At 69.8% G+C, this 22,526-nt stretch carries 22 protein-coding genes; 17 read left to right on the plus strand and 5 right to left on the minus strand.

Going from position 1 to position 22,526, the window contains the following annotated elements; all coding sequences use genetic code 11:
- The first annotated feature begins 314 nt into the window (after positions 1-314).
- Positions 315-3,266: an excinuclease ABC subunit UvrA gene (gene uvrA / locus ABZ803_RS23360; RefSeq protein ID WP_357041792.1), complete on the plus strand. Its 2,952-nt coding sequence runs from the start codon at positions 315-317 to the stop codon at positions 3,264-3,266.
- 55 nt (positions 3,267-3,321) lie between these two features.
- Here uvrA and ABZ803_RS23365 read toward each other — a convergent pair whose 3' ends face one another.
- The 3 genes from ABZ803_RS23365 to ABZ803_RS23375 all read right to left on the minus strand — a co-directional run bounded on the left by ABZ803_RS23365 (position 3,322) and on the right by ABZ803_RS23375 (position 5,144).
- Positions 3,322-4,032, minus strand: a complete 711-nt coding sequence (locus ABZ803_RS23365) for an alpha/beta hydrolase (RefSeq protein ID WP_357041795.1) — start codon at positions 4,030-4,032, stop codon at positions 3,322-3,324.
- A 238-nt stretch (positions 4,033-4,270) separates the two neighbouring features.
- Entirely contained in the window at positions 4,271-4,612 is a 342-nt protein-coding gene (locus ABZ803_RS23370; RefSeq protein ID WP_040866072.1) for a DUF1844 domain-containing protein, read from the minus strand.
- 4 nt (positions 4,613-4,616) lie between these two features.
- Positions 4,617-5,144: a DinB family protein gene (locus ABZ803_RS23375; protein ID WP_357041799.1), complete on the minus strand. Its 528-nt coding sequence runs from the start codon at positions 5,142-5,144 to the stop codon at positions 4,617-4,619.
- A 336-nt stretch (positions 5,145-5,480) separates the two neighbouring features.
- On the opposite strand from ABZ803_RS23375, the gene infC reads away from it, so the two are divergent.
- From infC to ABZ803_RS23395, 4 genes are all read left to right on the plus strand, one after another.
- On the plus strand, positions 5,481-6,146 hold the full coding sequence (gene infC, locus ABZ803_RS23380) for a translation initiation factor IF-3 (protein WP_083863358.1): 666 nt from the start codon (positions 5,481-5,483) through the stop codon (positions 6,144-6,146).
- A 58-nt stretch (positions 6,147-6,204) separates the two neighbouring features.
- Positions 6,205-6,399, plus strand: coding sequence for a 50S ribosomal protein L35 (gene rpmI / locus ABZ803_RS23385; protein ID WP_039797322.1), 195 nt, complete (start codon positions 6,205-6,207; stop codon positions 6,397-6,399).
- Positions 6,400-6,509: 110 nt separating this feature from the next.
- The gene (gene rplT, locus ABZ803_RS23390; protein ID WP_039797323.1) at positions 6,510-6,890 is read left to right on the plus strand and encodes a 50S ribosomal protein L20; all 381 of its coding nucleotides are present in this window, start codon (positions 6,510-6,512) and stop codon (positions 6,888-6,890) included.
- Positions 6,891-6,930: 40 nt separating this feature from the next.
- Positions 6,931-7,728 (plus strand): RNA methyltransferase, encoded by a 798-nt coding sequence (locus ABZ803_RS23395; protein WP_357041802.1) that lies wholly within the window; start codon positions 6,931-6,933, stop codon positions 7,726-7,728.
- 289 nt (positions 7,729-8,017) lie between these two features.
- Here the strand turns inward: ABZ803_RS23395 and ABZ803_RS23400 are convergent, their stop codons facing one another.
- Complete coding sequence (locus ABZ803_RS23400; RefSeq protein WP_357041805.1) at positions 8,018-8,590, minus strand: TetR/AcrR family transcriptional regulator; 573 nt, start codon at positions 8,588-8,590, stop codon at positions 8,018-8,020.
- Positions 8,591-8,692: 102 nt separating this feature from the next.
- Here ABZ803_RS23400 and ABZ803_RS23405 point away from each other — a divergent pair, with 102 nt between their 5' ends.
- The 6 genes from ABZ803_RS23405 to ABZ803_RS23430 all read left to right on the plus strand — a co-directional run bounded on the left by ABZ803_RS23405 (position 8,693) and on the right by ABZ803_RS23430 (position 16,469).
- Positions 8,693-10,120 carry an MFS transporter gene (locus tag ABZ803_RS23405; protein ID WP_357041808.1) on the plus strand — a complete coding sequence of 476 codons (1,428 nt, stop codon included), beginning with the start codon at positions 8,693-8,695 and terminating at the stop codon, positions 10,118-10,120.
- Positions 10,121-10,477: 357 nt separating this feature from the next.
- On the plus strand, positions 10,478-11,539 hold the full coding sequence (gene pheS / locus ABZ803_RS23410) for a phenylalanine--tRNA ligase subunit alpha (RefSeq protein WP_357041811.1): 1,062 nt from the start codon (positions 10,478-10,480) through the stop codon (positions 11,537-11,539).
- Positions 11,540-11,572: 33 nt separating this feature from the next.
- A complete protein-coding gene (pheT, locus tag ABZ803_RS23415; protein ID WP_357041814.1) occupies positions 11,573-14,080 on the plus strand; it encodes a phenylalanine--tRNA ligase subunit beta in 2,508 nt (835 codons plus the stop codon).
- A 4-nt stretch (positions 14,081-14,084) separates the two neighbouring features.
- The gene (locus ABZ803_RS23420; RefSeq protein WP_357041817.1) at positions 14,085-14,852 is read left to right on the plus strand and encodes an alpha/beta hydrolase; all 768 of its coding nucleotides are present in this window, start codon (positions 14,085-14,087) and stop codon (positions 14,850-14,852) included.
- Positions 14,853-14,891: 39 nt separating this feature from the next.
- A complete protein-coding gene (locus ABZ803_RS23425; protein ID WP_357041820.1) occupies positions 14,892-15,410 on the plus strand; it encodes a hypothetical protein in 519 nt (172 codons plus the stop codon).
- 39 nt (positions 15,411-15,449) lie between these two features.
- Complete coding sequence (locus ABZ803_RS23430) at positions 15,450-16,469, plus strand: hypothetical protein (protein WP_357041822.1); 1,020 nt, start codon at positions 15,450-15,452, stop codon at positions 16,467-16,469.
- Positions 16,470-16,482: 13 nt separating this feature from the next.
- Here ABZ803_RS23430 and ABZ803_RS23435 read toward each other — a convergent pair whose 3' ends face one another.
- Positions 16,483-16,983, minus strand: coding sequence for a DUF3558 domain-containing protein (locus ABZ803_RS23435; RefSeq protein WP_357041825.1), 501 nt, complete (start codon positions 16,981-16,983; stop codon positions 16,483-16,485).
- Positions 16,984-17,250: 267 nt separating this feature from the next.
- On the opposite strand from ABZ803_RS23435, the gene ABZ803_RS23440 reads away from it, so the two are divergent.
- The 6 genes from ABZ803_RS23440 (at position 17,251) to ABZ803_RS23465 (ending at position 22,519) form a co-directional block, all read left to right on the plus strand.
- Complete coding sequence (locus ABZ803_RS23440; RefSeq protein WP_357041828.1) at positions 17,251-17,850, plus strand: ATP/GTP-binding protein; 600 nt, start codon at positions 17,251-17,253, stop codon at positions 17,848-17,850.
- Positions 17,851-18,266: 416 nt separating this feature from the next.
- Positions 18,267-20,633, plus strand: a complete 2,367-nt coding sequence (locus ABZ803_RS23445) for a nitrate- and nitrite sensing domain-containing protein (RefSeq protein ID WP_357041831.1) — start codon at positions 18,267-18,269, stop codon at positions 20,631-20,633.
- A gap of 8 nt (positions 20,634-20,641) precedes the next feature.
- Complete coding sequence (locus tag ABZ803_RS23450; protein WP_357042033.1) at positions 20,642-21,058, plus strand: roadblock/LC7 domain-containing protein; 417 nt, start codon at positions 20,642-20,644, stop codon at positions 21,056-21,058.
- Complete coding sequence (locus tag ABZ803_RS23455; protein WP_040866110.1) at positions 21,055-21,399, plus strand: DUF742 domain-containing protein; 345 nt, start codon at positions 21,055-21,057, stop codon at positions 21,397-21,399. The genes ABZ803_RS23450 and ABZ803_RS23455 overlap by 4 nt, the downstream gene beginning before the upstream one ends.
- A 16-nt stretch (positions 21,400-21,415) precedes the next feature.
- Positions 21,416-21,985 (plus strand): ATP/GTP-binding protein, encoded by a 570-nt coding sequence (locus ABZ803_RS23460; RefSeq protein ID WP_040866111.1) that lies wholly within the window; start codon positions 21,416-21,418, stop codon positions 21,983-21,985.
- Positions 21,986-22,099: 114 nt separating this feature from the next.
- A complete protein-coding gene (locus tag ABZ803_RS23465; RefSeq protein ID WP_357041834.1) occupies positions 22,100-22,519 on the plus strand; it encodes a VOC family protein in 420 nt (139 codons plus the stop codon).
- Positions 22,520-22,526: the final 7 nt, after the last annotated feature.

The raw sequence follows: 22,526 nt of genomic DNA on the forward strand, positions 1-22,526 counted from the left end.
CCACCGCGCTGGCGATCACTCGCCTGCCAGGTCCCGGCTGCTTCGGGTGCGGGCGGCGGCAGCGTGACGGCCGCGTCGGGGGGAATGTCGGGGGGAATGTCGAGTGCGGTCGCGCTGTTGACCAGTGGTGCCGGGAGGGCGATTCTACGGAGGCGTCCTGGCCTGTTTCCCCGGCCCGATCCGTAATGTCCGGTCGCCGGGTTCCCGCTATTCGTCGAGGTGACGGGCGGTCCGCGAAACTTGTCGGTGCCCATGCCTAGCATGGCGGCCGGGGGTATGTCTGGACGCCGAACACGAAGGAGAAGGGACGACCTGTGGCGGAACGCCTCACTGTGCGCGGAGCTCGGGAACACAACCTGAAGGGTGTCGATCTCGACCTGCCCCGCGACAGCCTCATCGTGTTCACCGGTCTGTCCGGCTCCGGCAAGTCCAGCCTGGCCTTCGACACGATCTTCGCCGAAGGGCAGCGCCGCTACGTCGAGTCGCTGTCGGCGTACGCGCGGCAGTTCCTGGGGCAGATGGACAAACCCGACGTCGACTTCATCGAAGGCCTGTCGCCCGCGGTGTCCATCGACCAGAAGTCGACCAACCGCAACCCGCGCTCCACCGTGGGCACCATCACCGAGGTCTACGACTATCTGCGGCTGCTCTACGCGCGGGCGGGCACGCCGCACTGCCCCGTGTGCGGCGAGCTGATCGCCAAGCAGACGCCGCAGCAGATCGTCGACCAAGTGCTCGCCATGGAGGAGGGCATCCGCTTCCAGGTGCTCGCCCCGGTGGTGCGCACCCGCAAGGGTGAGTTCGTCGACCTGTTCGACCAGCTGAACTCCCAGGGCTACTCCCGCGTGCGGGTCGACGGCGTGGTGTATCCGCTCACCGACCCGCCGAAGCTGAAGAAGCAGGAGAAGCACGACGTCGAGGTCGTGGTCGACCGGCTGGCGGTGAAGCCGGGTTCCAAGCAGCGCTTGACCGATTCGATCGAGACCGCGCTGCGGCTCGCCGACGGCATCGTGGTGCTCGACTTCGTCGATCGCGACGAGCACGCGCACGACCGGGAGCGCCGCTTCTCCGAGCGCCTCGCCTGCCCGAACGGTCACCCGCTCGACATCGAGGACCTGGAGCCGCGCTCGTTCTCGTTCAACTCGCCCTACGGCGCCTGCCCGGACTGCACCGGCCTCGGCATCCGCAAGGAGGTCGACCCGGAACTGGTGGTGCCCGACCCGGCGCTGAGCCTCAACGACGGCGCGATCGCGCCGTGGTCGCGCGGCCAGACCGCCGAGTACTTCACCAGGCTGCTGTCCGGTCTCGCCGACGCCATCGGCTTCTCCATGGACACCCCGTGGCAGGACCTGCCGCCCAAAGCACGCAAAGCGGTGCTGGAGGGCAGCGCCGACCAGGTGCACGTGTCCTACACCAACCGCTACGGCCGCAAGCGCTCGTACTACGCGGACTTCGAGGGCGTGATGCCGTTCCTGCAGCGGCGCCTGGAGAGCACCGAGTCCGAGCAGATGAAAGAGCACTACGACGGGTACATGCGCGACATCCCGTGCCCGGTGTGCAACGGCGCCCGGCTGCGCCCGGAGATCCTCGCCGTCACCATCGCCGCGAACGGCGACAAGAAGTCCATCGCCGACGTCAGCGACCTGTCCATCGGCGAGTGCTCGGCGTTCCTGAATTCGCTCACCCTGGGGGAGCGCGAGGCGGCCATCGCCGGGCAGGTGCTCAAGGAGGTGCAGGCGCGGCTGGGCTTCCTGCTCGATGTGGGCCTGGAGTACCTCTCGCTGTCCCGCGCGGCCGCCACGCTCTCCGGCGGTGAGGCGCAGCGCATCCGGCTCGCCACCCAGATCGGCTCCGGTCTGGTCGGCGTGCTGTACGTGCTCGACGAGCCGTCCATCGGCCTGCACCAGCGGGACAATCGCAGGCTCATCGAAACCCTCACGCGCCTGCGCAATCTCGGCAACACGCTGATCGTTGTCGAGCACGACGAGGACACCATCCGCGCCTCGGACTGGGTGGTCGACATCGGCCCGTTCGCCGGCGAGCACGGCGGCACGGTGGTACACAGCGGGCCCTACCAAGAACTGCTCACCGACCCGAACTCGCTGACCGGGGCGTATCTGTCGGGCCGGGAGCGGATCGAGGTGCCGCTGGTGCGCCGTCCGGTCGCCAAGAAGCGCCAGCTGACCGTCGTCGGGGCGAGCGAGCACAATCTCCAGGGCATCGACGTCGCCTTCCCGCTCGGTGTGCTCACCTCGGTGACGGGCGTCTCCGGATCGGGCAAGTCGACCTTGGTGAACGACATCCTGGCGACGGTGCTGGCGAACCGGCTCAACGGCGCGCGGCAGGTGCCCGGCAGGCACACCCGGGTCAACGGCCTCGACCACCTCGACAAACTGGTGCAGGTGGACCAGTCGCCGATCGGCCGCACGCCGCGGTCCAACCCGGCCACCTACACCGGCGTCTTCGACAAGATCCGCACGCTGTTCGCGGCCACCACCGAGGCGAAGGTGCGGGGATACCAGCCGGGCCGGTTCTCGTTCAACGTCAAGGGCGGTCGCTGCGAGGCCTGCTCCGGCGACGGCACGCTGAAGATCGAGATGAACTTCCTGCCGGACGTCTACGTCCCCTGCGAGGTCTGCCACGGGGCCCGGTACAACCGGGAAACCCTCGAGGTGCATTACAAGGGCAAGACCATCGCCGAGGTGCTGGACATGTCCATCGAGGAGGCCGCCGAGTTCTTCGAACCGGTGACCTCGATCCACCGCTACCTCAAGACGCTGGTGGACGTGGGGCTCGGCTATGTGCGCCTCGGGCAGAGCGCTCCCACCCTCTCCGGTGGCGAGGCCCAGCGGGTGAAGCTCGCCGCCGAGTTGCAGAAGCGGTCCACCGGCCGCACCGTGTACATCCTCGACGAGCCGACCACGGGCCTGCACTTCGAGGACATCCGCAAGCTGCTCAACGTCATCAACGGCTTGGTGGACAAGGGCAACACGGTGATCGTCATCGAACACAACCTGGACGTCATCAAGACCTCCGACTGGGTGATCGACATGGGCCCCGAGGGCGGCTCCGGCGGCGGCACCGTGGTGGCGGAGGGCACGCCGGAAGAGGTCGCGGCCGTCGCGCACAGCTACACCGGCCAGTTCCTCAAAGAGGTGCTGGACCAGCCGCCCGCGCCGCAAACCGCCGCGAAGAAGGCTCCGGCGAAGAAGGCCGCGGCGAAGGCCACCAAGCGCGCGGTGAAGAAGACCGCGGCGGTCGGCTGACCCGTCGTCCGATGCGGCGCGGCCCGGATGCTCCGGGGCCGCGCCGCTTTTCGCCTCAGCGGTTGGCGATGGTGTGGATCAGTGCGGCGAGTTCCTTCGGCTTCGACCACATGGGCCAGTGCCCGGTGGGCAGGTCGACGTACTCGGCATCGATCCGCGCCAACTCGGCGAAGAGGGGGGCTTCCCCGTTGTCCCGCAGCTTCTCGACCAGATCGGCGGTCATGCTGCTGCAGATCACGGTGGTCGCCACCGCCAGCCGCGCGGCCGAGTCGCTCAATCGCAGCGGCGCGGCCGCGACGGATGTGGGCTCCGGCACGGCGCGTTCGCGGAAGCGCGCCAGGGCGGCTTCGTCCAGGCCCGCCAAGCTGCTGCCTCCGGTCTCCAGATCGGACCATTCCGGCAGTGCCCACTCGCGCGCGGCGATGTCCAGGGCGGAGTTGATGACGAAGCCGTTGGGCAGCGGCGCGCTGTCGACGTAGATCGCCCGGCGGAACAGGCCGGGCGCCCGGTCGATGGCGAGATAGGCGGGCGCCGCGCCGCCGGAGTGCGCCACGAGCACAGCGGTCTCGCCCGCGGGCACCGCGTCGATGATCGCTTGCGCTTGGGATTCCAGGGTGGCCGACAACCGATCGGGATCGGCCGCGTCCAGGCCGGGGAGCGTGAGCGCCGTTACCTCGTTGCCACGCTGCCGCAGATCGGGCGCGACCTCGTCCCACGCCCATGCACCGAGCCAGAATCCGGGAGCGAGCAGAATCCGAGTAGCCATGGGCTCACTGTGCCCTACCCGTTGGGAAATTTCCTAAACATCGTTGTCTCAGTGCGTGATTCGCCCACAATTTCCGCCGCGCTTCGGAATTCCGTCGGGCCGGGGCCCGACGGGTATGTCCTCGCCGTATGCCGCCCGCGGTCGGCGGCTCGGCGCAGCGCGACACCGGGCGTCCGCGCTCAGCGCCGGGATCGGTCCGCTGGGCGCGCGACGTCCTCGTGCGCCCTGGCCGAGCCGGTCAGTAGACCGGGCCGGTGTACTTCTCGCCGGGGCCCTTGCCCGGCTCGTCGGGATGCGCGGAGGACTCACGGAAGGCGCGTTGCAGCGACTGCAACCCTTCGCGAATCGGTCCGGCGTGCGGGCCCAGGTACTCCACCGACGCCGTGACGAGTCCGGCCAGCGCGGTGATCAGGCGGCGCGCCTCGTCCAGGTCGCGGCGCGGGCTGGCGTCCGGGTCCTCGTCGGCCAGCCCGAGCTTCTCCGCCGCCGAGCTCATCAGCATCACCGCGGCGCGGCTGATCACCTCGACAGCGGGGATGTCGGCCAGTTCGCGTACGGAGGCGTCGAGCTCGTCAGTCATGCCTTCAGGCTAGCGACGCCGCACGCAGCATCCGGAGGTGGCCGATCTCCGTGACGTTCTTCATCAGCTCAGCGTTCACCCAGCCCGCCAGGTGCGCGACGGTCAATCCGGCCTCGGCGGGCCACGGATAGGCGGAAGGGCGGTCCAGAGCGGTCTCGTCGAGCCCGTCGAGCACGCGCGTCCACTCGCCGTGCAGATCGCGCAGGCAGGCGATGGCGGCGGCGCCATCGCCGGGCCAGTGCACGTCCTCCCGCGCGGGCGGGGTGACGCCCTCGGCATGATCGATGGCGGCGCCCCACCACCAGCCGATGTGCCAGGTGAGCCAGCCGATCGTGGGGACGGGCACGGGGTCGGGTTCGGTATCCGCCCAATCCGGCCGCCATACGCCGTCGGCATCGGGGCGGACCGTCCAGCTGAGTTCGGCGGGTTCCCAGAGGAAGTCCTCCGGCGTGAGAGCGTCGAGGTGGATCCCGGCGAGTGACCAGGTCAGGTCGAACTGCCATCGCAGCAGGTCGCGGCGCGGTGTGAGCACCGGGGGAGCGTGGCATGCGGGACACCGCCGGGCAAGGTGTTTTCCGCCCGATTCGGCGATAGCGGAACGGAATGTTAGACTTTCCGCTGACGACCGCCCCGGGCTTGCCCCGGGGCTGATAAGTGGAGCCCGACTCCCACCGTTGCCGACGAATCATCGTACGGCCAACGGTCCGGTCGCCCGCCCCGCGAGGGCGGGTTTCTCGTGCCGAGGTTCTCGTGGAGAACCGGGACGCGAGGGTCGGCCCGAGTTCACTCGTGGCCGGCGATCGGTCGACATCGGGCCCCGTCGCGGAATACCGCACCGGGGCCTTCGTGTTGAACAGGGGTTGCAGTTATTGCGCGCGGTCGTCCGACGACACCGCTTGACCTAGGAGGCCCCATCAGCACTGAGACCCGCATCAACGATCGCATCCGTGTTCCCGAGGTCCGGCTCATCGGACCGGGCGGCGAGCAGGTTGGGATCGTGCGTGTTGAAGATGCACTACGCGTCGCCCTCGAAGCCGACCTCGATCTGGTCGAGGTGGCACCGGATGCCCGTCCGCCGGTCTGCAAGATCATGGATTACGGCAAGTTCAAGTACGAGACGGCGCAGAAGGCGCGCGAGTCTCGGAAGAACCAGCAGCAGACGGTGATCAAGGAGCAGAAGCTCCGTCCGAAGATCGACGACCACGACTACGAGACCAAGAAGCGCAACGTCGTTCGCTTCCTCGAGGCCGGGTCCAAGGTCAAGGTGACGATCATGTTCCGGGGACGCGAGCAGTCCCGCCCCGAACTCGGCTTCCGGCTGCTGCAGCGCCTGGCGTCCGACGTCGCCGAGCTCGGATTCGTGGAAACCTCGGCCAAGCAGGACGGTCGCAACATGACCATGGTCCTCGCGCCCCACAAGGGTGCGAAGACCCGGGTGAAGGCGCAGCAGGAGTCGGCCCCGCGCCCGGCGCCCAGCGCCGCCCCGGCCGGTCAGCCCGCTGCGGAGCAGGCCGAGACCGCCGGCCCGCAGTAACACCGATCAGAACACCGGCGGTCCGCCCCGACCGCCGGGACGACAGATAGAGGAATCCATGCCGAAGATGAAGACCCACAGCGGCGCCTCGAAGCGATTCAAGGTGTCCGGTAAAGGCAAGCTGCTGCGCCAGCAGGCGAACCGTCGCCACCTGTTCGAGCACAAGCCCAGCCGCCGGACTCGTCGTCTGGACGGCGTGGAAGTTGTCGCCTCCGCCGACGTCCGTCGCGTGAAGAAGCTGCTCGGTCTCTGATCGCGCCCGCGCAGACCGATAGGCACACCGCGACCGGACCAGCTCCGTCGCCACCCACCGACCCATTTCCGGGCGCTGCCCCGCGCCCCCAGATCGAACAGGACTGACCAGTGGCACGCGTCAAAAGGGCCGTCAACGCTCAGAAGAAGCGCCGTTCCATCCTCGAGGCCTCCAAGGGTTACCGCGGCCAGCGCTCGCGGCTGTACCGCAAGGCCAAGGAACAGCAGCTGCACTCGCTCACCTACGCCTACCGGGACCGCCGGGCGCGCAAGGGTGACTTCCGCAAGCTGTGGATCGCGCGCATCAACGCCGCCGCGCGGATCAACGACATCACCTACAACCGCTTCATCCAGGGCCTGAAGGCCGCCGGTGTCGAGGTGGACCGCAAGATCCTCGCCGAGCTGGCAGTGTCGGACGCCGAGGCGTTCGCCGGTCTCGTCGCCGTCGCCAAGGCCGCCCTGCCGCAGGACGTCAACGCGCCGGCCGCCTGAGTCGCATCCGTTGGCACACGGACATCTTTCGGAACGACCCGTGGAAGCGCTCAGCGAGCGCAATCCGCGGGTCGTTTCCGCTGTCAAGCTGCAGCGTGGCGCGCAGCGTCGCAAAACGGGCCGATTCCTGGCCGAAGGCGCCAATGCCGTCGCCGCGGCGCTGGAGACCGCGCGCGTCCACGAGTTGTTCTTTTCGGCGGCGGCCGCCGAACGCGACCACGCGCTGATCGCGGGGGCCGCCGCGGTGGGGGTCCGCACCACGCTGGTCAGCGATCGAGCGGCACAGCATCTCGGGGAGACCGTGACCGCGCCGGGGCTGGTGGCGGTCTGTGACCTGCTCGACGTGCCCTTGAGCCGGATCTTGGACGCGCGACCGCGCATGCTGGCCGTGCCGGTCGCGATGGCCGAGCCCGGGAACGCGGGCACGCTCGTGCGGGTCGCCGACGCGGTCGGCGCCGACGGCGTGGTGCTGGCGGGCGACACGGTCGACCCGCACAACGGCAAGTGCGTGCGGGCCAGCGCGGGCAGCATCTTCCACGTGCCGATCGCGCGGCACCGCGATGTGGCCGAGACGCTGGACGCGATCGCCGCGGCGGGTATCACGATCCTGGCGACGGCGGCGAACGGCGAAGTCGGGCTGGACGACGCCGACGCATTGTTCAGCGGCCCGGTGGCCTGGCTGTTCGGCAACGAGGCGCACGGCTTGGACCCGGCCGTGGCCCGCCGGGCCGACCATCGCATCCGCATTCCCATTCGTGGCCGCGCCGAGAGCCTGAACCTGGCGACGGCCGCCGCGATCTGCCTGTACGCGAACTCCCGCGTTCGCTACGGTGCCTGATCTCTGTGTTGGTTTTCCAGCGCCTGCGGCGCTGGGTGTTCGCGGCCCCTTCATGGCTCGCGTCCGAGCGACCGCCGCTTGCTCCTTCGTCGCCTACGCGGCGGCCACTCGGACGCGAGCCGGGCCGCGAACGGCGGATGCTCGGTCTCGCTTCGCTCGAAACCCGTGGAGGCGGTGTGGCTGCGCGTGTTGTGATCCAACTACCAGGGTTTTGGTGGGGGCGTGAGGTCGCTTCGGTGATGGCGAGGTGCGATTGCATCGCGCCGCGTGTGAAGGCGACTTCAAATCGTCAATCGCCGTGGATGCTCAGATCTTCCAGGATCTCCGTCGCCCATGCCGCGGGCACCGCGTCCGGACCGGCGACTCGCATCGCGCTCATCACCGTGAGCAGCATTCCGGTGGCGAGGAAGCGCCGCGCCTCCGTTTCCGGTGCGCCCGTCAGTTCCCGGATCAACTGGTAGATCTCCCCGAAGCGGGCCCTGACCTGGTTGCCGATCTCCGGCTCGATGCTGGCCGCGAACCCGTGCAGCAGTAGCTGGAGCAGCTCGCGTTCGGCGAGGAAGACCGAATAGCCGCCGCCGAGTGCCGCCAAAGCCGCTTCGGGGTCTGCGTCGGGCGCAGCCTCCGCGCGCGCGGCGCGGAAGACCTCCTCGATCCGGTCGCACACGCGGTGCAGGGCGGCGCGGAACAGGTTCTGTTTGGTGCCGAACAGCCGGATCACGTACGGCTGTGACACGCCCGCGCGCCGGGCGATCTCGTCGGTCCGGGTGGCGGCGTAACCGGCTTCGGCGAACGCGCGGATCGCCGCGTGCAGCACCTGTTCGCCCCGTTCACTCGCCGTCATCCTGGTCCTGGTCGCCATCGTGCTCCGTGTTCGCTGGTCTGGGCTCGGTCTTGACATGTTATCAGTCGATGCATAACGTTCTCTCCATTAGTTATCAGTCGATTACAACAAGGACTGGACATGACCGAGACCCTTCCACCCGCCGCGGCGCCCGTCGCCGCGCCCGCGGCCACGATCGGTGGTCGCAGGCTCGCCGCCGTACTGGCCGCGGTCGGAATCCCGATGTTCATGGTCACGCTGGACAACCTGGTCGTGACGAACGCGCTGCCGGTGATCCGCACCGAACTCGGCGCCTCGCTGGCCGACCTGCAATGGTTCGTGAACGCCTACACGCTGTCGTTCGCCTCGCTGCTGCTCACCGCGTCCGCCCTCGGTGACCGGCTCGGCCGACGCCGGATCTTCCTGCTCGGCATCGCGGTGTTCACGGCGGCCTCCGCGATCTGCGCGCTGGCGACCGCACCGGGCATGCTCATCGCGGCGCGGGCGGTACAGGGCTTCGGCGCGGCGGCGGTGATGCCGCTGTCGCTGACGCTGTTGTCGGCGGCGGTGCCGGAGAAGATGCGCAGCGCCGCCATCGGCATCTGGGGCGGGATCGCAGGCCTCGGCGTGGCGCTGGGCCCGCTCATCGGCGGCGCGGTCGTCGAGGGGCTGAGCTGGCATTGGATCTTCTGGGTGAACGTGCCGATCGGCCTGCTGGTGCTGCCGTTCGCGCTGCGGGTACTGGGGGAGTCGCACGGCGGCAGCAGGCGGGCCGATCTGCTGGGACTGCTGCTGTCGGCGGGCGGCGTGCTCGCGGTGGTGTGGGGCGTGATCCACGGCGCCGACGATGGCTGGACGTCTTCCGGCGTGCTGTCCGCGCTGGTCGGTGGCGTCGCGCTGCTCGGCTGCCTGATCGCCTGGGAGCTGCGTACGCCGGAGCCGATGCTGCCGCTGCGGTTGTTCCGCTCCCGCGCCTTCCGGGTGAGCAATGCGACCGGCTTCACCTTCTCGATGGGTGTGTTCGGCTCGATCTTCCTGCTGGCCCAGTACTTCCAGGTCGTGCAGGGCTATGGGCCGTTGCAGTCCGGCATCCGCACCATGCCGTGGACGATGGCACCCATGGTCGTCGCTCCGCTGGCGGGTTTGATCGTCGACCGGGTCGGCGCCAGGGCGCTGCTCACCACCGGGCAGGCGTTACTGGCCGTCGCGCTGGCCTGGATGGCGGCGGTCACCTCCGTCGAGGCGAGTTACCTGTCGTTCGTCGGTCCGTTCCTGCTCGGCGGCATCGGCATGGGCCTGACCTTCGCGCCGAGCGCCACCGTGGTGATGGCCGCGGCGGCGGAGGAGGACCGCGCGATAGCGTCGGGAACCAACAACACTCTGCGCGAAGTAGGGGTGGCCATGGGCGTCGCGGTGCTGGCGTCGGTCTTCGCCGCGCAGGGCTCCTACGAGGATCCGCAGAGCTACGTCGACGGACTGGCGCCCGCGGTGTGGGTCGGCGCCGCGATCGTCGCGGTCGGCGCGGTGGTGTCGCGGTTGCTGCCCGCCCGCATCGCCGTCGCGCGCTGACCGCCGAACTGTCGCGCGCCGATCGCTGGACGCCCGGTCACCGGAGTTTCTCTCCTCGGCCGGGCGTTCCGCGGCGGTTGCCGGAACTCCCCCTCATCCCTTCCTGCTCGGCCTGCGTCCCGGAGGTGGTGACGATCCGCGCCGTTCCGGACCGGTTGCCGGGCGGCTCCGGCGCATGCCCGGCCTGCTCGGCGGGTGCGGGTGCACGGCCCGCGTGGCTACCACACGGCTCGCGCGGCGTCGCGGGTAATCCGGGTGAATCCGCCACAGCGCATCGAATACGATTGCGACCAGCAGCAATGCGGGCAGGCGGCAGCCGTGCCCGTGAACCGATCCCCAGGGGAGAGACGGAGCATCGTGGCCGACGACATCGACGCAGGCGAGCAGAACGCGGCGCTGACCGAGGAGGCACTGGCCGCGGCAGCGGCGGCCGCCGAGAAGGCGTTCGCCGCTGCCGCCGACCTGGATGCGCTCGCGGTCGCGAAAACCGAGCACCTCGGTGGCAAGGCGCCGCTGGCCCTGGCGCAGCGTGCCCTGGGGGGCCTGCCCAAGTCGGAGAAAGCCGACGCGGGCAAGCGGGTCAACGTCGCCAGGTCCCGGGTGTCGGAGGCGTTCGAGGCGCGCCGCGCCACCTTGCTGGCCGAGCGCGACGCCGCCGTGCTGGTCGCCGAGGCGATCGACGTGACGCTGCCCGCGGGCCGCGCGGCCGTGGGCGCCCGGCACCCGATCACCGTCATCTCCGAGCAGATCGCCGATGTGTTCGTCGCGATGGGCTGGGAGGTCGCCGAAGGTCCCGAAGTGGAGACCGAGCACTTCAACTTCGACGCGCTGAACTTCCTGCCCGACCATCCGGCCCGCACCATGCAGGACACCTTCCACATCGCGCCGGAGGGCTCGCGGCAGGTGCTGCGCACGCACACTTCTCCGGTGCAGGTGCGCTCGATGCTGGAACGCGACCTGCCGATCTATGTGGTCTGCCCGGGCCGCACCTTCCGCACCGATGAGCTCGACGCCACGCACACTCCGGTGTTCTCGCAGGTCGAGGGCCTGGCGGTGGACAAGGGCCTGACCATGGCGCATCTGCGCGGCACGCTGGACGCGTTCGCCAGGGCGCTGTTCGGCCCCCGGACCCGCACCCGCATGCGCCCGAACTACTTCCCGTTCACCGAGCCCTCGGCCGAGGTCGACGTGTGGTTCCCGGACAAGAAGGGCGGCGCGGGCTGGGTCGAGTGGGGCGGCTGCGGCATGGTGAACCCGAAGGTGCTGATCGCCAGCGGGATCGATCCCGAGGTGTACAGCGGGTTCGCGTTCGGCATGGGCCTGGAGCGGACGCTGCAGTTCCGCAACGGCATCCCGGACATGCGCGACATCGTCGAGGGCGACGTGCGTTTCACGCTGCCCTTCGGTATCCGGTCCTGACCTCACCCTTCGATCGAGAGAGCGAAACGTCAAGTGCGAGTAGCGCAGTCCTGGCTGACCGACATCATCCAGCGCACCAACCCGGAGTGGTCGGTGACGCCGGAGGAGCTCGACGCGGGATTCGTCCGGGTCGGACTGGAAGTCGAAGAGGTCGACAAGCTCCATCGGGTCGAGGGCCCGGAGGACGGCGAGACGCCGCTGGTGGTCGGCCGGGTCGCCGAGATCACCGAACTGACCGAGTTCAAGAAGCCGATCCGCTTCTGCAAGGTGGACATCGGCAAGCCCGACTTGCAGGAGATCATCTGCGGCGCGCGGAATTTCGAGGTCGGTGACCTGGTCGTCGCGGTGTTGCCCGGTGGCGTGCTGCCCGGTGGGTTCCAGATCACTTCCCGCAAGACCTACGGCCACGTCTCCAACGGAATGATCTGCTCGGTCGCCGAACTCGGTATCGGCAAGGACCATTCCGGCATCCTGGTGCTGGAACCGGGTACCGCCGAGCCGGGCACCGACGCCAACGCGCTGCTGGGTTTGGACGACACCGTCATCGAACTGAACATCACCCCCGACCGCGGCTACTGCTTCTCGGTGCGCGGCCTGGCGCGCGAACTGGCCTGCGGCTTCGATCTCGAATACGCCGACCCTGCGGTGCGTACCCTGCCCGACCACGAGCAGGAAGCCTGGTCGATCCGGGTCGAGCCGGACTCCCGGTGCACCCGCTTCGCGGCCCGCCGCGTCACCGGCATCGACCCGAAGGCGGTCAGCCCCTGGTGGTTGCAGCGCAGGCTGCTGCTGTCGGGCGTGCGCCCGATCTCGCCCGCGGTGGACGTCACCAATTACGTGATGCTCGAGCTGGGGCAGCCGCTGCACGCCTTCGACGCCGCGAAGGTGTCCGGCGGGCTGGTGGTCCGCACCGCGAACCAGGGCGAGACGCTGCGCACCTTGGACGAGGTGGAGCGCACGCTCGACGCCGAGGACGTGGTGATCGCCGACGATTCGGGTGTCGTCTCGCTGGCGGGCGTGATGGGCGGCGCGAGCACCGAGGTCGGCGCGCAGAGCACCGACATCCTGCTCGAGGCGGCCACCTGGAACCCGTTGCTGGTCTACCGGACCGCGCGCAGGCACAAGCTGGTGTCCGAGGCGGGCAAGCGGTACGAGCGGGTCGTCGATCCGGAGATCAACGTCGCCGCGCTGGACCGCGCGGCCACCCTGCTCGCCGAAATCGCCGGTGGCACCGTCGAACCCGTGCTGACGGATTTCCGGGCCCCGATCCCGGTGCCCGAGCCCATCCGGATGGACATCGACCTGGCCGACCGCGTCGCGGGCGTCACCTACCCCACCGGAACCTCCGCGCGCCGCTTGGCCCAGATCGGCTGCACCGTGGAGGTCGCTGTCAGCGAGGCCGGGCACGGCCAGCTGGTGGTGACCCCGCCCAGCTGGCGGCCCGACCTGGCCCAGCCCGCCGACCTGGTGGAAGAGGTGCTGCGGCTGGAAGGTCTCGAGCAGATCCCGTCCGTGCTGCCCGCCGCACCGGCCGGGCGGGGACTCACGCCGACCCAGCGCCGCCGCCGCGCGGTCAGCCGCGCGCTGGCGTTCGCCGGCGCCGTGGAGGTTCTGCCGCCGGTGTTCCTGCCCGCCGGGGTGTTCGACACCTGGGGTCTGGATGCCGACGACCCGCGCCGCGCCACCACCAGGGTGCTCAATCCGCTCGACGTGGAGCGCGCCGAACTGGCCACCACCCTGCTGCCCGGCCTGCTCGAAGTGGCCGTCCGCAACATCTCGCGGGGGGCGCGTGACCTGGCCATCTACGGCATCGCGCAGGTCGTGCTGCCCGGGGCGAACATCAGGGCGGTCGACCCGCTGCCGGTGGACCGGCGCCCTACCGACGCCGAGATCGCCGAGCTGCTCGACTCGCTGCCCGAGCAGCCGGTGCACGTGGCCGCCGTGCTGACCGGCCGTCGAGAGCCGCGTGGGCCGTGGGGTCCGGGTCGTGCCGTCGAGGCCGCCGACGCGTTCGCACTGGCCGACGCCGTCGCCGACGCGGCCGGTGTGACCGTCGAGCGCAGGGCGGCGGCCCAGCTGCCCTGGCATCCCGGTCGCTGCGCCGAGCTGGTGGTCGACGGAACGGTCGTCGGCTACGCGGGTGAACTGCACCCCGCCGTGCTGGAACGTTCGGGTCTGCCGCCGCGCACGTGCGCCGTCGAACTCGACCTCGACGCGTTGCCGCTGCGGGAAGCGCGACCCGTTCCCGTCGTGTCGCCGTTCCCCGCGGTGCTGCAGGACGTCTCGGTGAGTGTCGAGAAGACGATTCCTGCGGCGACCGTACAGGCCGCGCTGCGCACCGGCGGCGGGGAGCTGCTGGAGGACATCGCGCTGTTCGACGTGTACGAAGGCGCTCAGGCGGGCGAGGGACGCAAGTCGCTCACCTATGCCCTGCGTTTCCGGGCCGCCGACCGGACGCTCACCGAAGACGAGGCCAGTGCGGCGCGCGACGCGGCCGTCGCGGCGGCGGCCGACGCCGTGGGCGCGGTGCTGCGAGGCTGACGCGGTGCGGCACCCGGCCCGTCCGATCCTCAACGCGCTGACCTACCTGCCGGAGCGGACGGTGCTGCAGACCCCGGCGCTGCTCGGCATGGAGTACGCCGAGCTGTCGCTGCCCACCTCGGACGGGGAGATCGTGCACGCGTGGTGGATGCCCGCCCGGAACTCGGTCGGGCACATCCTGTTCGCGCACGGCAACGCGGGCAACCTCGGCGACCGGGTGCCGATCTACGCGTTGCTCACCGAGGCCGGTTTCGACGTGCTGGCCTTCGATTACCGCGGGTACGGGCGCAGCACCGGCAAACCGACCGAGCACGGCACCTACCTGGACGCGCACGCCGCGCACCGGGCGCTGCTCGCGCAACCGGGTGTCGATCCGAATCGTGTGCTGTACCTGGGTAAGTCCCTCGGCGGCGGCGTCGTGCTCGAGCTGGCGCAACACCATCCGCCGGCGGGGGTGATGCTGATGTCCACCTTCAGCGGTCTGCGCGACGCGGCTCGTTCGGTGTATCCGTTCCTGCCCGCGCCCCTGGTGCCGAACGCCTATCCGAACGAACGCCGCATCCGTGCGCTGCGCGCTCCGGTGCTGATCATGCACGGCGACCGGGACGAGCTGCTGCCGCTGCGGCACGCGCACCGGCTCTACGCCGCCGCGCCGGAGCCGAAACGGCTCGTCGTGTTTCCCGGGGCCGGGCACAACGATCTGATCGTCGTCGGCGGCTCGGCTTGGTACGACCTCGTGCGCGACTGGGCGGGCGCGCTCGTCCGGTCGTGAACCATGTGCGGCGCGGTCGTGGCTGCGTAGCCTGGCGGTATGAGTGACAACAGCGATATCGCGAGCCGGTTGGGCGGGCTGTCCGACGCGGAACTGGCAGGTGTCCTGCTGGTCGCCACGGCGGGCCGTCCCGGGTTCGCGGCGGTCCACGCCGCGTTGCTGGGGCTGGTGGAGACGGGGGATACCGGTACCGCCGGGAATGTGACTCCTACCACCCCGGTCGGCGGCACCGCGCTCCCAGGGCAGGGGTCGGAGGTATCCGGCCAGGTAGGCGGCGGTTCCGCGGTACCGGCGGTACCGGTACCGCCGCCGGGTATGCCCGGCACCGCCCCGAGCGGCGGATATTCGGTCTCCGGTGTTCCTACTTTCGAGTCAGTTCGCGATAAGGTCGAGCAGCGCTACGGCACCGCGCAGGGGATGGGCGAACTCGACCGGCAGACTCCAGCGGGCCGCAGCGCGGACGAACAATGGCAGGCACGTGAGAAGGCCGCGCGTGAACGACTGGACCGGATCCGGGAATCGTTGCACGGCAACGACGCCGAGCCGCACCAGACGTGAACCGGGCCGGGCGCGCCGGATGAAGATGGGTGGAATTCGATGAGCGAGCCGCGTGAGATCGCCGAACGGCTACTGGACGCCCAGGTGGAATTCCTGCTCGCCGAGGTCACCGGCGAGCGCTTCGCGGAGGTGATCGCGCGCGACACCGAGGAGGTCCTCGGAGTCGCCGACACGATCGTCTTCCGGGACGTCGTCGAGGTCGAGCAGGCCAAGCAGACCGTCCGCACCATCGTCGAGCTGATCGGCGGCAGTCCGGTGTTCGCCGACATGGTCGGTGTGTTCGCCGACTCCATCTACGACCACATCGCGACCAACAACGACTACACCCTCGGCGAGGTGGTCGAGCGCGAGCCGGTCGAGGCGCTGCTGGAGAAGATCTTCGGCATGCACCAGGCGCAGGAGCGCATCCTGGACCGGCTCACCGAGAGCCCGCTGGTGGCCACCGTCGCGTCGAAATTCGTGGACAAGCTGATCAACGACTTCATGCAGGCCAACCGCGAGCGCGCCGAGAAGATCCCGGGCGTCTCCTCGCTGATGTCGCTGGGCCAGTCGGCGGCCAATCGCGCCAAGAAGGCCGCCGACGGCACGTTCGTCGGCGACTTGGCGGGCAAGGGCGCGCTGTTCGCGCTCAAGCGCACTAACAACGCCATCCGCGAGATGCTGCGCGACGCGCCGGTGCACGCCGCCGCGATGGAGTTCTGGGATCTGCACGCCGACGAACCGGTCAGCGGTCTGCGCGAATACCTCAGCCGCAAGGACCTCAACGAACTGGTGCTGCTGTGCTACGAGATCGCCGTCACCACGCGCGAGAAGGAGTACTTCGGCCTGCTGCTGGACGAGTGCGTGGAGGTGTTCTTCACCAAGTACGGCGATTACACCCTGGCGGCCATGCTGCCCGAACTCGGTCTCACCGGTGACGACATCGCCGCGGAGATCCTGCGGTACGGGCCCGCGGTCATCGACAGCGCGAAGCGGGAAGGAGTGCTCGCCGGGCTGATCCGCGAGCGCCTCGCCCCCTTCTACACCTCCGACAAGGTGCTCGACATCCTCGGCGGCTGAGGCCCAGGGCTTTTCATCTCGGCAGGGTAGGCACGATCGCTTCGCCGACGGTCGCGAGGCGTTCGCAGGGGTTCTGCTCGGTGGTCTTGTTGACCAGCGTCAATTGCAGCAGGCCCTGGCGAGCGGGGAAGAGCACGTCGCACATCTGGTCCTTGGCGGCGTCGTCGACGCGGAACTGGCGTCCGGTGCGCCCGCCGATCGTGACGTCCTGGAAGTCGACATTGCCCGGCTTGCGCTCGAACTCGGCCACGGACATGCCGTTGGAGAACACGCCGAGGGTGAAGTCGGCGCCCTTCCAGCCGCAGATCTCCCAACCGGGCTGTTTCACCCCGCCGACACCGACCTGCTTGCTCGCCGGATCGAGGCCCGCGCTCGTCAGCGCGGTGTCGGGGATGCCGGTGCACGGATCGAACAGCTGGGTGGCGGTGCTCGCGGCCTGCGTGGTGGTGGTCGCCGGTGCCCCGCCGGACTCGTCGCCGCAGGCGGCCGCTCCGAGCACAAGTGCTATTGCCAAGGGAAACAACGTAATTCGGTGCGCCATCCAGCCCTCTTGCCCTCCGGTGTGTCGCGCCGGACTGTATCAGAGTCGCACCGCGAGGTTTCGCGGCGGGCGAGGACGGGTACCACGTTTCTCGTGCGGCTGTGCCGGCAGTCGCATTTCCATCGCCGAAATCGGTACCGCGCTGGAAGTCCCGATCGGGATCGGCAAGCCGTCGTCCGCGACCGGGCCGCCCGACACGTGATGTGCGCGTCGCCGTTGCCATCGAGAGGATCAGCGCCATTGTCCTGGCACTGCGACACGCGAAAGCAGACCATGCCGTCCTCGGTGAAGATCGTGGTGGGCGGCGGACTCGGCGCCGGGAAGACGACGTTCGTCGGGGCCGTCTCCGAGATCGGCCCGCTGGTGACCCAGGCGGAGGCGGCCGAGCCGATCGTCGTCCTGGACGACCCGGAGCGCCGGGCGGACTGGAAGCCGAGAACCGTCCCCGTCGACGTGGGGCGGATCGACCTGGACAGCTCCCTGCTGCTGTACCTGTTCGGCGCCCCGGGTGCGGACGACCTCGCCTGGATGTGGGACGACTTGGCCGACGGTGCGCTCGGCGCGGTGATCGTGGTGGACACCAGCCGCGTCCACGACTGCCATCCCGTGCTGGACTATTGCGCGCAGCACGGCACGCCCTTCGTCGTCGCGGTCAACCGCGCCCGTGGCACCCACGCCGACCTCGGCGAGGTGCGTGCGGCGCTCGCGCTCGCGGACTGGATCCCCGTGCTGGATTGCGATGCCAGCCGGCGTGATTCGGTCAAGGCCGTATTGGTGGCGCTGCTCGAACAGGTGCTGTCGCACCGGGCGGATCACCTCGTCGCCCGTAGCGCGGGTTGAGCGTGGCGCCGGGCGCTCCCGTCACGCGGGTCTGGTGAACGCGCCGCGCACCCGTCCGCTGTATCGGACTCGCGCTGGAGGGGTTTGCGGCGGTCGAAGGCGGGGATGAGCCGACGGTCCGGCATCCGCTCGCGCGTCCACGCGGATGTCGGTTTGTCGTGCTCGTAACTCCTCGTTGCCAGTGTGTTTAGAAGTCCGCACACTGTCCGATTGGTCCGGTTTTCGCGTTGACGGCGCGGCGGCCCTGTGACAGTTTGCCCTTGATTTCGGTGTGCTCGCTGTGGAGCAGGCGCGGCGGCTGATCGGAGGAGCAGAGGGTGGTGCGGTCACCTCGACGACCGGAGAGTTCCGGGGGCGCAACGGTTGTCCCGCTCCGCGCTCACGACGGTGAACGCCGAATGCCGGGCAGTGGCATCATGCGTCCGCGGACCATCCGCGGGCAGCTGGCTCGCATCCTCGTCGTCTCGCTCGTTCTGGTGCTCGCCCTTCTGGGTGGGATGGTCGCCCGCGAGAGAGAGGCGTATCGCAAGAGCCGGGACACGGTGGGCGCGGTGTCGCTGGCGCTGGCGGTGCAGGATCTCGTGCACGAGACGCAACGCGAGCGCGGCCTGACCAATGGCTTGCTCGGCGGCGACCAGCGCTTGCGGCAGCCGGTCGACGACCAGCGCGGCGCGGTCGACGGCGCCCTGCGCACGTTGCGGCAGGCGTCGGCGGACGGCCCGCCCGGCGCGGAGCGGGTGCGTACGGCGGCCCGTCCGTTCACCGACTTGGACGTGACCCGGTCGGGGATCGATGCACAGCGCACCTCCCGGCAGGTGGCGTTCCAGTTCTACACCGACGCCATCGATGGGCTGAACCGTCTGTCCCTCGGTCTCGACCAGGCCGCCGACCCGGCGGTCCGGCACGGGCTGCAAGCGCTGCACGCACTGGGCGAGGCGAAGGAGCAGACGGCCCGCGAACGCGGCTTCCTGAACGGCGTTTTCGCCTCGGATGTCTTCGGGCCGGGCGAGTACGTGCAGTTCCTTGACATCCGGGCGGCCAAGCTGGCCGGTCTGGCCGCGTTCGCCCGCGACGCGACCCCGGCCCAACAGGCGCTTCTGGACGCCGTGCTGGACGGTGCGGACGCAATCGCGGCCGCCGAGTCGGAGAACATCGCGATCGCCTCCAATGCCGGACCGATGGCACGACCGGTCGATCCGATCACCTGGTGGGCCCGGATGACCGCGGTCATCGACGAGCAGCGCACCGTACAACAGGCGGTCGGCGACGACGTCCGGCAACGGGCGGAGGCGCTGCGCCGCAACGCCGCCCTGATCCTCGGCGCGTTCGTGCTGGCCGCGCTGGCGGCGATCGCGGGAGAAGTGGCGCTGGTCGTCGCCGCGGTGCGCGCGATCGTCCGGCCGCTGGCCACGCTGGCGGCGGACGCCGACGACGTGGCGGGCCGCCGACTGCCCGAGGTGATCTCCGCTTGGCGCGCCGGCGCCGACGCCGGGCCGCCGGACCCGCCCGCCCCGGTGCGAGCGCCGCCGGGCGCGGGCATCGAGATCGCCGCCGTGGCCCGAGCGCTGGATCGCGTGCAGTCCACCGCGTTCGACCTCGCGTCGGAGCAGGCGCTGGTGCGCCGCAACACCACCGAGTCGATGGTCAGCCTGGCCCGCCGTAGCCAGAACCTCGTGCGTCGCCAGCTCGGCCTGATCAGCGAATTCGAGCGCGAAGAGCTCGATCCCAAGGCGCTGTCGAATCTGTTCGAACTCGACCATCTTGCCACCAGGATGCGCCGCAACGCCGAGAGCTTGCTCGTGCTGGTCGGCGAGGCCGGTCCGCGCAGCTGGGCCGAACCGATCCCGCTCAGCGACGTGATCCGCGCCGGCTTGTCCGAGGTCGACGACTACCGCAGGGTGGTGCTGCGCCGGATGGACGATGTCCTGGTCGCGGGTGCCGTGGCGAGCGAACTGGCACACATGCTCGCCGAGCTGATCGAGAACGGGCTGGCGTTCTCCCCGCCGGATCTCGACGTGGAGATCTACGGGCGTGCCGGACCGAACGGATACCTGCTCGCGGTGGTCGACCACGGTGTCGGCATGCCTGCGGGTCACTTGGCCCAGGCCAACGCGCGACTGCGCGGCGAGCAGGATTTCATCGTCGCGCCGACCCGTAATCTCGGTCACTACGTGGTCGGCAGGCTCGCCGATCGGCTCGGCATCGCGGTCGAGTTGAGCGTGTCGCCGGTGAGCGGCATCGTCGCGCGCCTGACGCTGCCGCCGGGGATGCTCGAGACGGAGCAGGAACAGCGCGGCGACCCGCGTGAGCCCGCGCCGCGCTCCACCGGGCAGGGCGATTCCAGTTCGCCGATGGCGCGCCCCACTCGGACTGCCGGAGTTCACACCGCGGTTCGAGCGCGGTCTTCGGCCCGCACCCAGTTCGGTGCCGCACGATCCGAGCCCGCGGCAAGCCTCGGCGCAGCCGAAACACTCCGCGCGGCAACGGGATCCGATGCGGACGAAGACGCCGTGCGGCGCACCGAGAACGGCCTGGTCAAACGCAACAAGAAAGCCCGCGCCGCCGCTACCGGCGTTCGTCCCGATCCGGTACCACGGCCGGAGCCCGCCCTCGCGGTCGAACGCTCACCCGAGCAGATCCGCGGCATGCTCTCGGCCTTCCGATCGGGCCATCAGAGTGGCGCGCCCGCGCGGCACGCCGCCGAAGGTGACCACCGCCTGCCCGCGGCCGACTCGGCGCACGAACTCCGATCCGCAGCGACCATGACAGAGGAGATCCGGTGACCACCCCCATATCGGGCGCCGACCAGCACACGTTCGACTGGCTGCTGGCCAACTTCGTCCGCGGCACCGACGGTGTGCGCGAGGCGGTCGCGGTCTCCTCGGACGGCTTGCTCATCGCCATGTCCGACGGCTTGGACCGTGCTTCTGCCGACCGGCTCGCCGCCATGGTGTCCGGGCTGGTCGGGCTCGCCAGAAGCGCATCGCGCAGTTATTCCTTCGACGGGCTGAAGTTGATCATGATCGAGATGAAACGCGGATTCCTCCTGGTGTCCGCCATGGGCAGCGGCAGCTGTCTCGGCGTGATCGCCGACAGCGGCTGCGATGTCGGACTGGTCGGCTACGAGATGGCGGTGCTCGCCGACCGTGCGGGTGCGCTGCTGGACCCCGCGCTCATCGCCGAGCTGCGCGAGTCGCTGCGGCGATGAGACACGAACCGGCTCCGGGCGACGACCGATTCGTGCGTCCCTTCGTGGTCACCGCCGGACGCACCACACCGCTGTTGGACGGACTGCGCGTCGAGACGTTGGTGCGGGCCGAGCCCGCCGCGCTGTCCGCACCGCTGCGCTTCGAGCAGCGCACCCTCGTGCGGTTGTGTCAGCGGCCGCATTCCATCGCCGAGATCGGCACCGCGCTCGGCGTCCCGATCGGGGTCGCCAAGGTCGTCGTCAGCGACCTGGCCGCCACCGGACACGTGACCGTGCGCGCCGCCGATCAGCTCACCGCCGCCGCCATCGAGAGGATCAGGGACCTTGTCCGGGCACTCTGACACACGCACGCCTGCTATGCCGTCCTCGGTGAAAATCGTGGTCAGCGGCGGATTCGGCGTCGGGAAGACGACGTTCATCGGGGCCATCTCGGAAATCGAGCCCCTGGTGACCGAGGCGGCGATGACCGAGGTGGCGGTCGGCGTGGACGACGCGGGGCACGGGGCGGACAAGACACAGACCACCGTCGCACTCGACTTCGGGCGCATCACCCTGGACAGCGCACTGCTGCTGTACCTGTTCGGCACGCCGGGCCAGGACCGTTTCGTCTTCCTGTGGGACGACCTGGTCGACGGCGCGCTGGGTGCGGTGATCGTGGTGGACACCAGCCGTGTCGACGACTGCTATCCGGTGCTGGACTACTTCGAGGCGCGCGGCACGCCCTTCGTCGTGGCGGTCAACCGCTTCGACGGCGGCACCCGTTTCGCGCTCGACGAGGTCCGTGAGGCACTCGAACTCGAGACGTGGATCCCGGTGCTGGAATGCGATGCCAGACGACGTGATTCGGTGAAGCAGGTGCTGGTGTCGCTGCTCGAACAGGTCCTGTCGCACCGTGCGGATCACCTCACCGCCCGAGACGCGGGCTGAGGTAGGGGTCGAGGGGCCCGGCTGCGACAGCGCGCCGGCGCCCGCCGATGAATTCGCCGCGCGTGCGTCGTCTGTACTGTTGCCCGACCCTGACGAAATACAAGGAGCAGCAGCATGAGCAACGGCGCGGACCTCGCCCTCACCCACATCGCCGTACTGGTCGGTGACCAGGACAAGGCCCTGGAGTTCTACCGCGACGTGATCGGCCTCGAGGTACGGGCCGACATGCCGTTCGCCGGTGGGCGCTGGGTGACCGTCGGCCCGGCGAAGCAACCGGGCATCGAGTTCATTCTGGAGACCCCCGAGATGGTGCCCGACGAGGCGGCCGGCGCGGCGGCGCGGGCCCGGCTCGCCAGCGGCGCGCAGGGCACGTTGATCTTCACCACCGACGCCGTTGACGCCACCTTCGCCCGGCTGCGCGACGCGGGCGTCGAGGTGACGCAAGAGCCGATCGCGCAGCCGTACGGGGTACGCGACTGCGGCTTCCGCGACCCGTGGGGCAACTACCTGCGCTTCTCCGAACTCCTCGGCTGAGCCGCGG

This window comes from Nocardia sp. NPDC047648 (assembly GCF_040642815.1).
Taxonomy (GTDB): Bacteria; Actinomycetota; Actinomycetes; order Mycobacteriales; family Mycobacteriaceae; genus Nocardia; species Nocardia gamkensis.

What these genes read in the sequence shown, in the direction of transcription:
- ABZ803_RS23365 (WP_357041795.1), bottom strand. Translation starts at nt 4,032, where the DNA reads ATGGCTACTCGGATTCTGCTCGCTCCCGGATTCTGGCTCGGTGCATGG.
- ABZ803_RS23370 (WP_040866072.1), bottom strand. Translation starts at nt 4,612, where the DNA reads ATGACTGACGAGCTCGACGCCTCCGTACGCGAACTGGCCGACATCCCC.
- rpmI (WP_039797322.1), top strand. Translation starts at nt 6,205, where the DNA reads ATGCCGAAGATGAAGACCCACAGCGGCGCCTCGAAGCGATTCAAGGTG.
- ABZ803_RS23400 (WP_357041805.1), bottom strand. Translation starts at nt 8,590, where the DNA reads ATGGCGACCAGGACCAGGATGACGGCGAGTGAACGGGGCGAACAGGTG.
- ABZ803_RS23405 (WP_357041808.1), top strand. Translation starts at nt 8,693, where the DNA reads ATGACCGAGACCCTTCCACCCGCCGCGGCGCCCGTCGCCGCGCCCGCG.
- ABZ803_RS23425 (WP_357041820.1), top strand. Translation starts at nt 14,892, where the DNA reads ATGAGTGACAACAGCGATATCGCGAGCCGGTTGGGCGGGCTGTCCGAC.
- ABZ803_RS23430 (WP_357041822.1), top strand. Translation starts at nt 15,450, where the DNA reads ATGAGCGAGCCGCGTGAGATCGCCGAACGGCTACTGGACGCCCAGGTG.
- ABZ803_RS23445 (WP_357041831.1), top strand. Translation starts at nt 18,267, where the DNA reads ATGCGTCCGCGGACCATCCGCGGGCAGCTGGCTCGCATCCTCGTCGTC.
- ABZ803_RS23455 (WP_040866110.1), top strand. Translation starts at nt 21,055, where the DNA reads ATGAGACACGAACCGGCTCCGGGCGACGACCGATTCGTGCGTCCCTTC.
- ABZ803_RS23460 (WP_040866111.1), top strand. Translation starts at nt 21,416, where the DNA reads ATGCCGTCCTCGGTGAAAATCGTGGTCAGCGGCGGATTCGGCGTCGGG.
- ABZ803_RS23465 (WP_357041834.1), top strand. Translation starts at nt 22,100, where the DNA reads ATGAGCAACGGCGCGGACCTCGCCCTCACCCACATCGCCGTACTGGTC.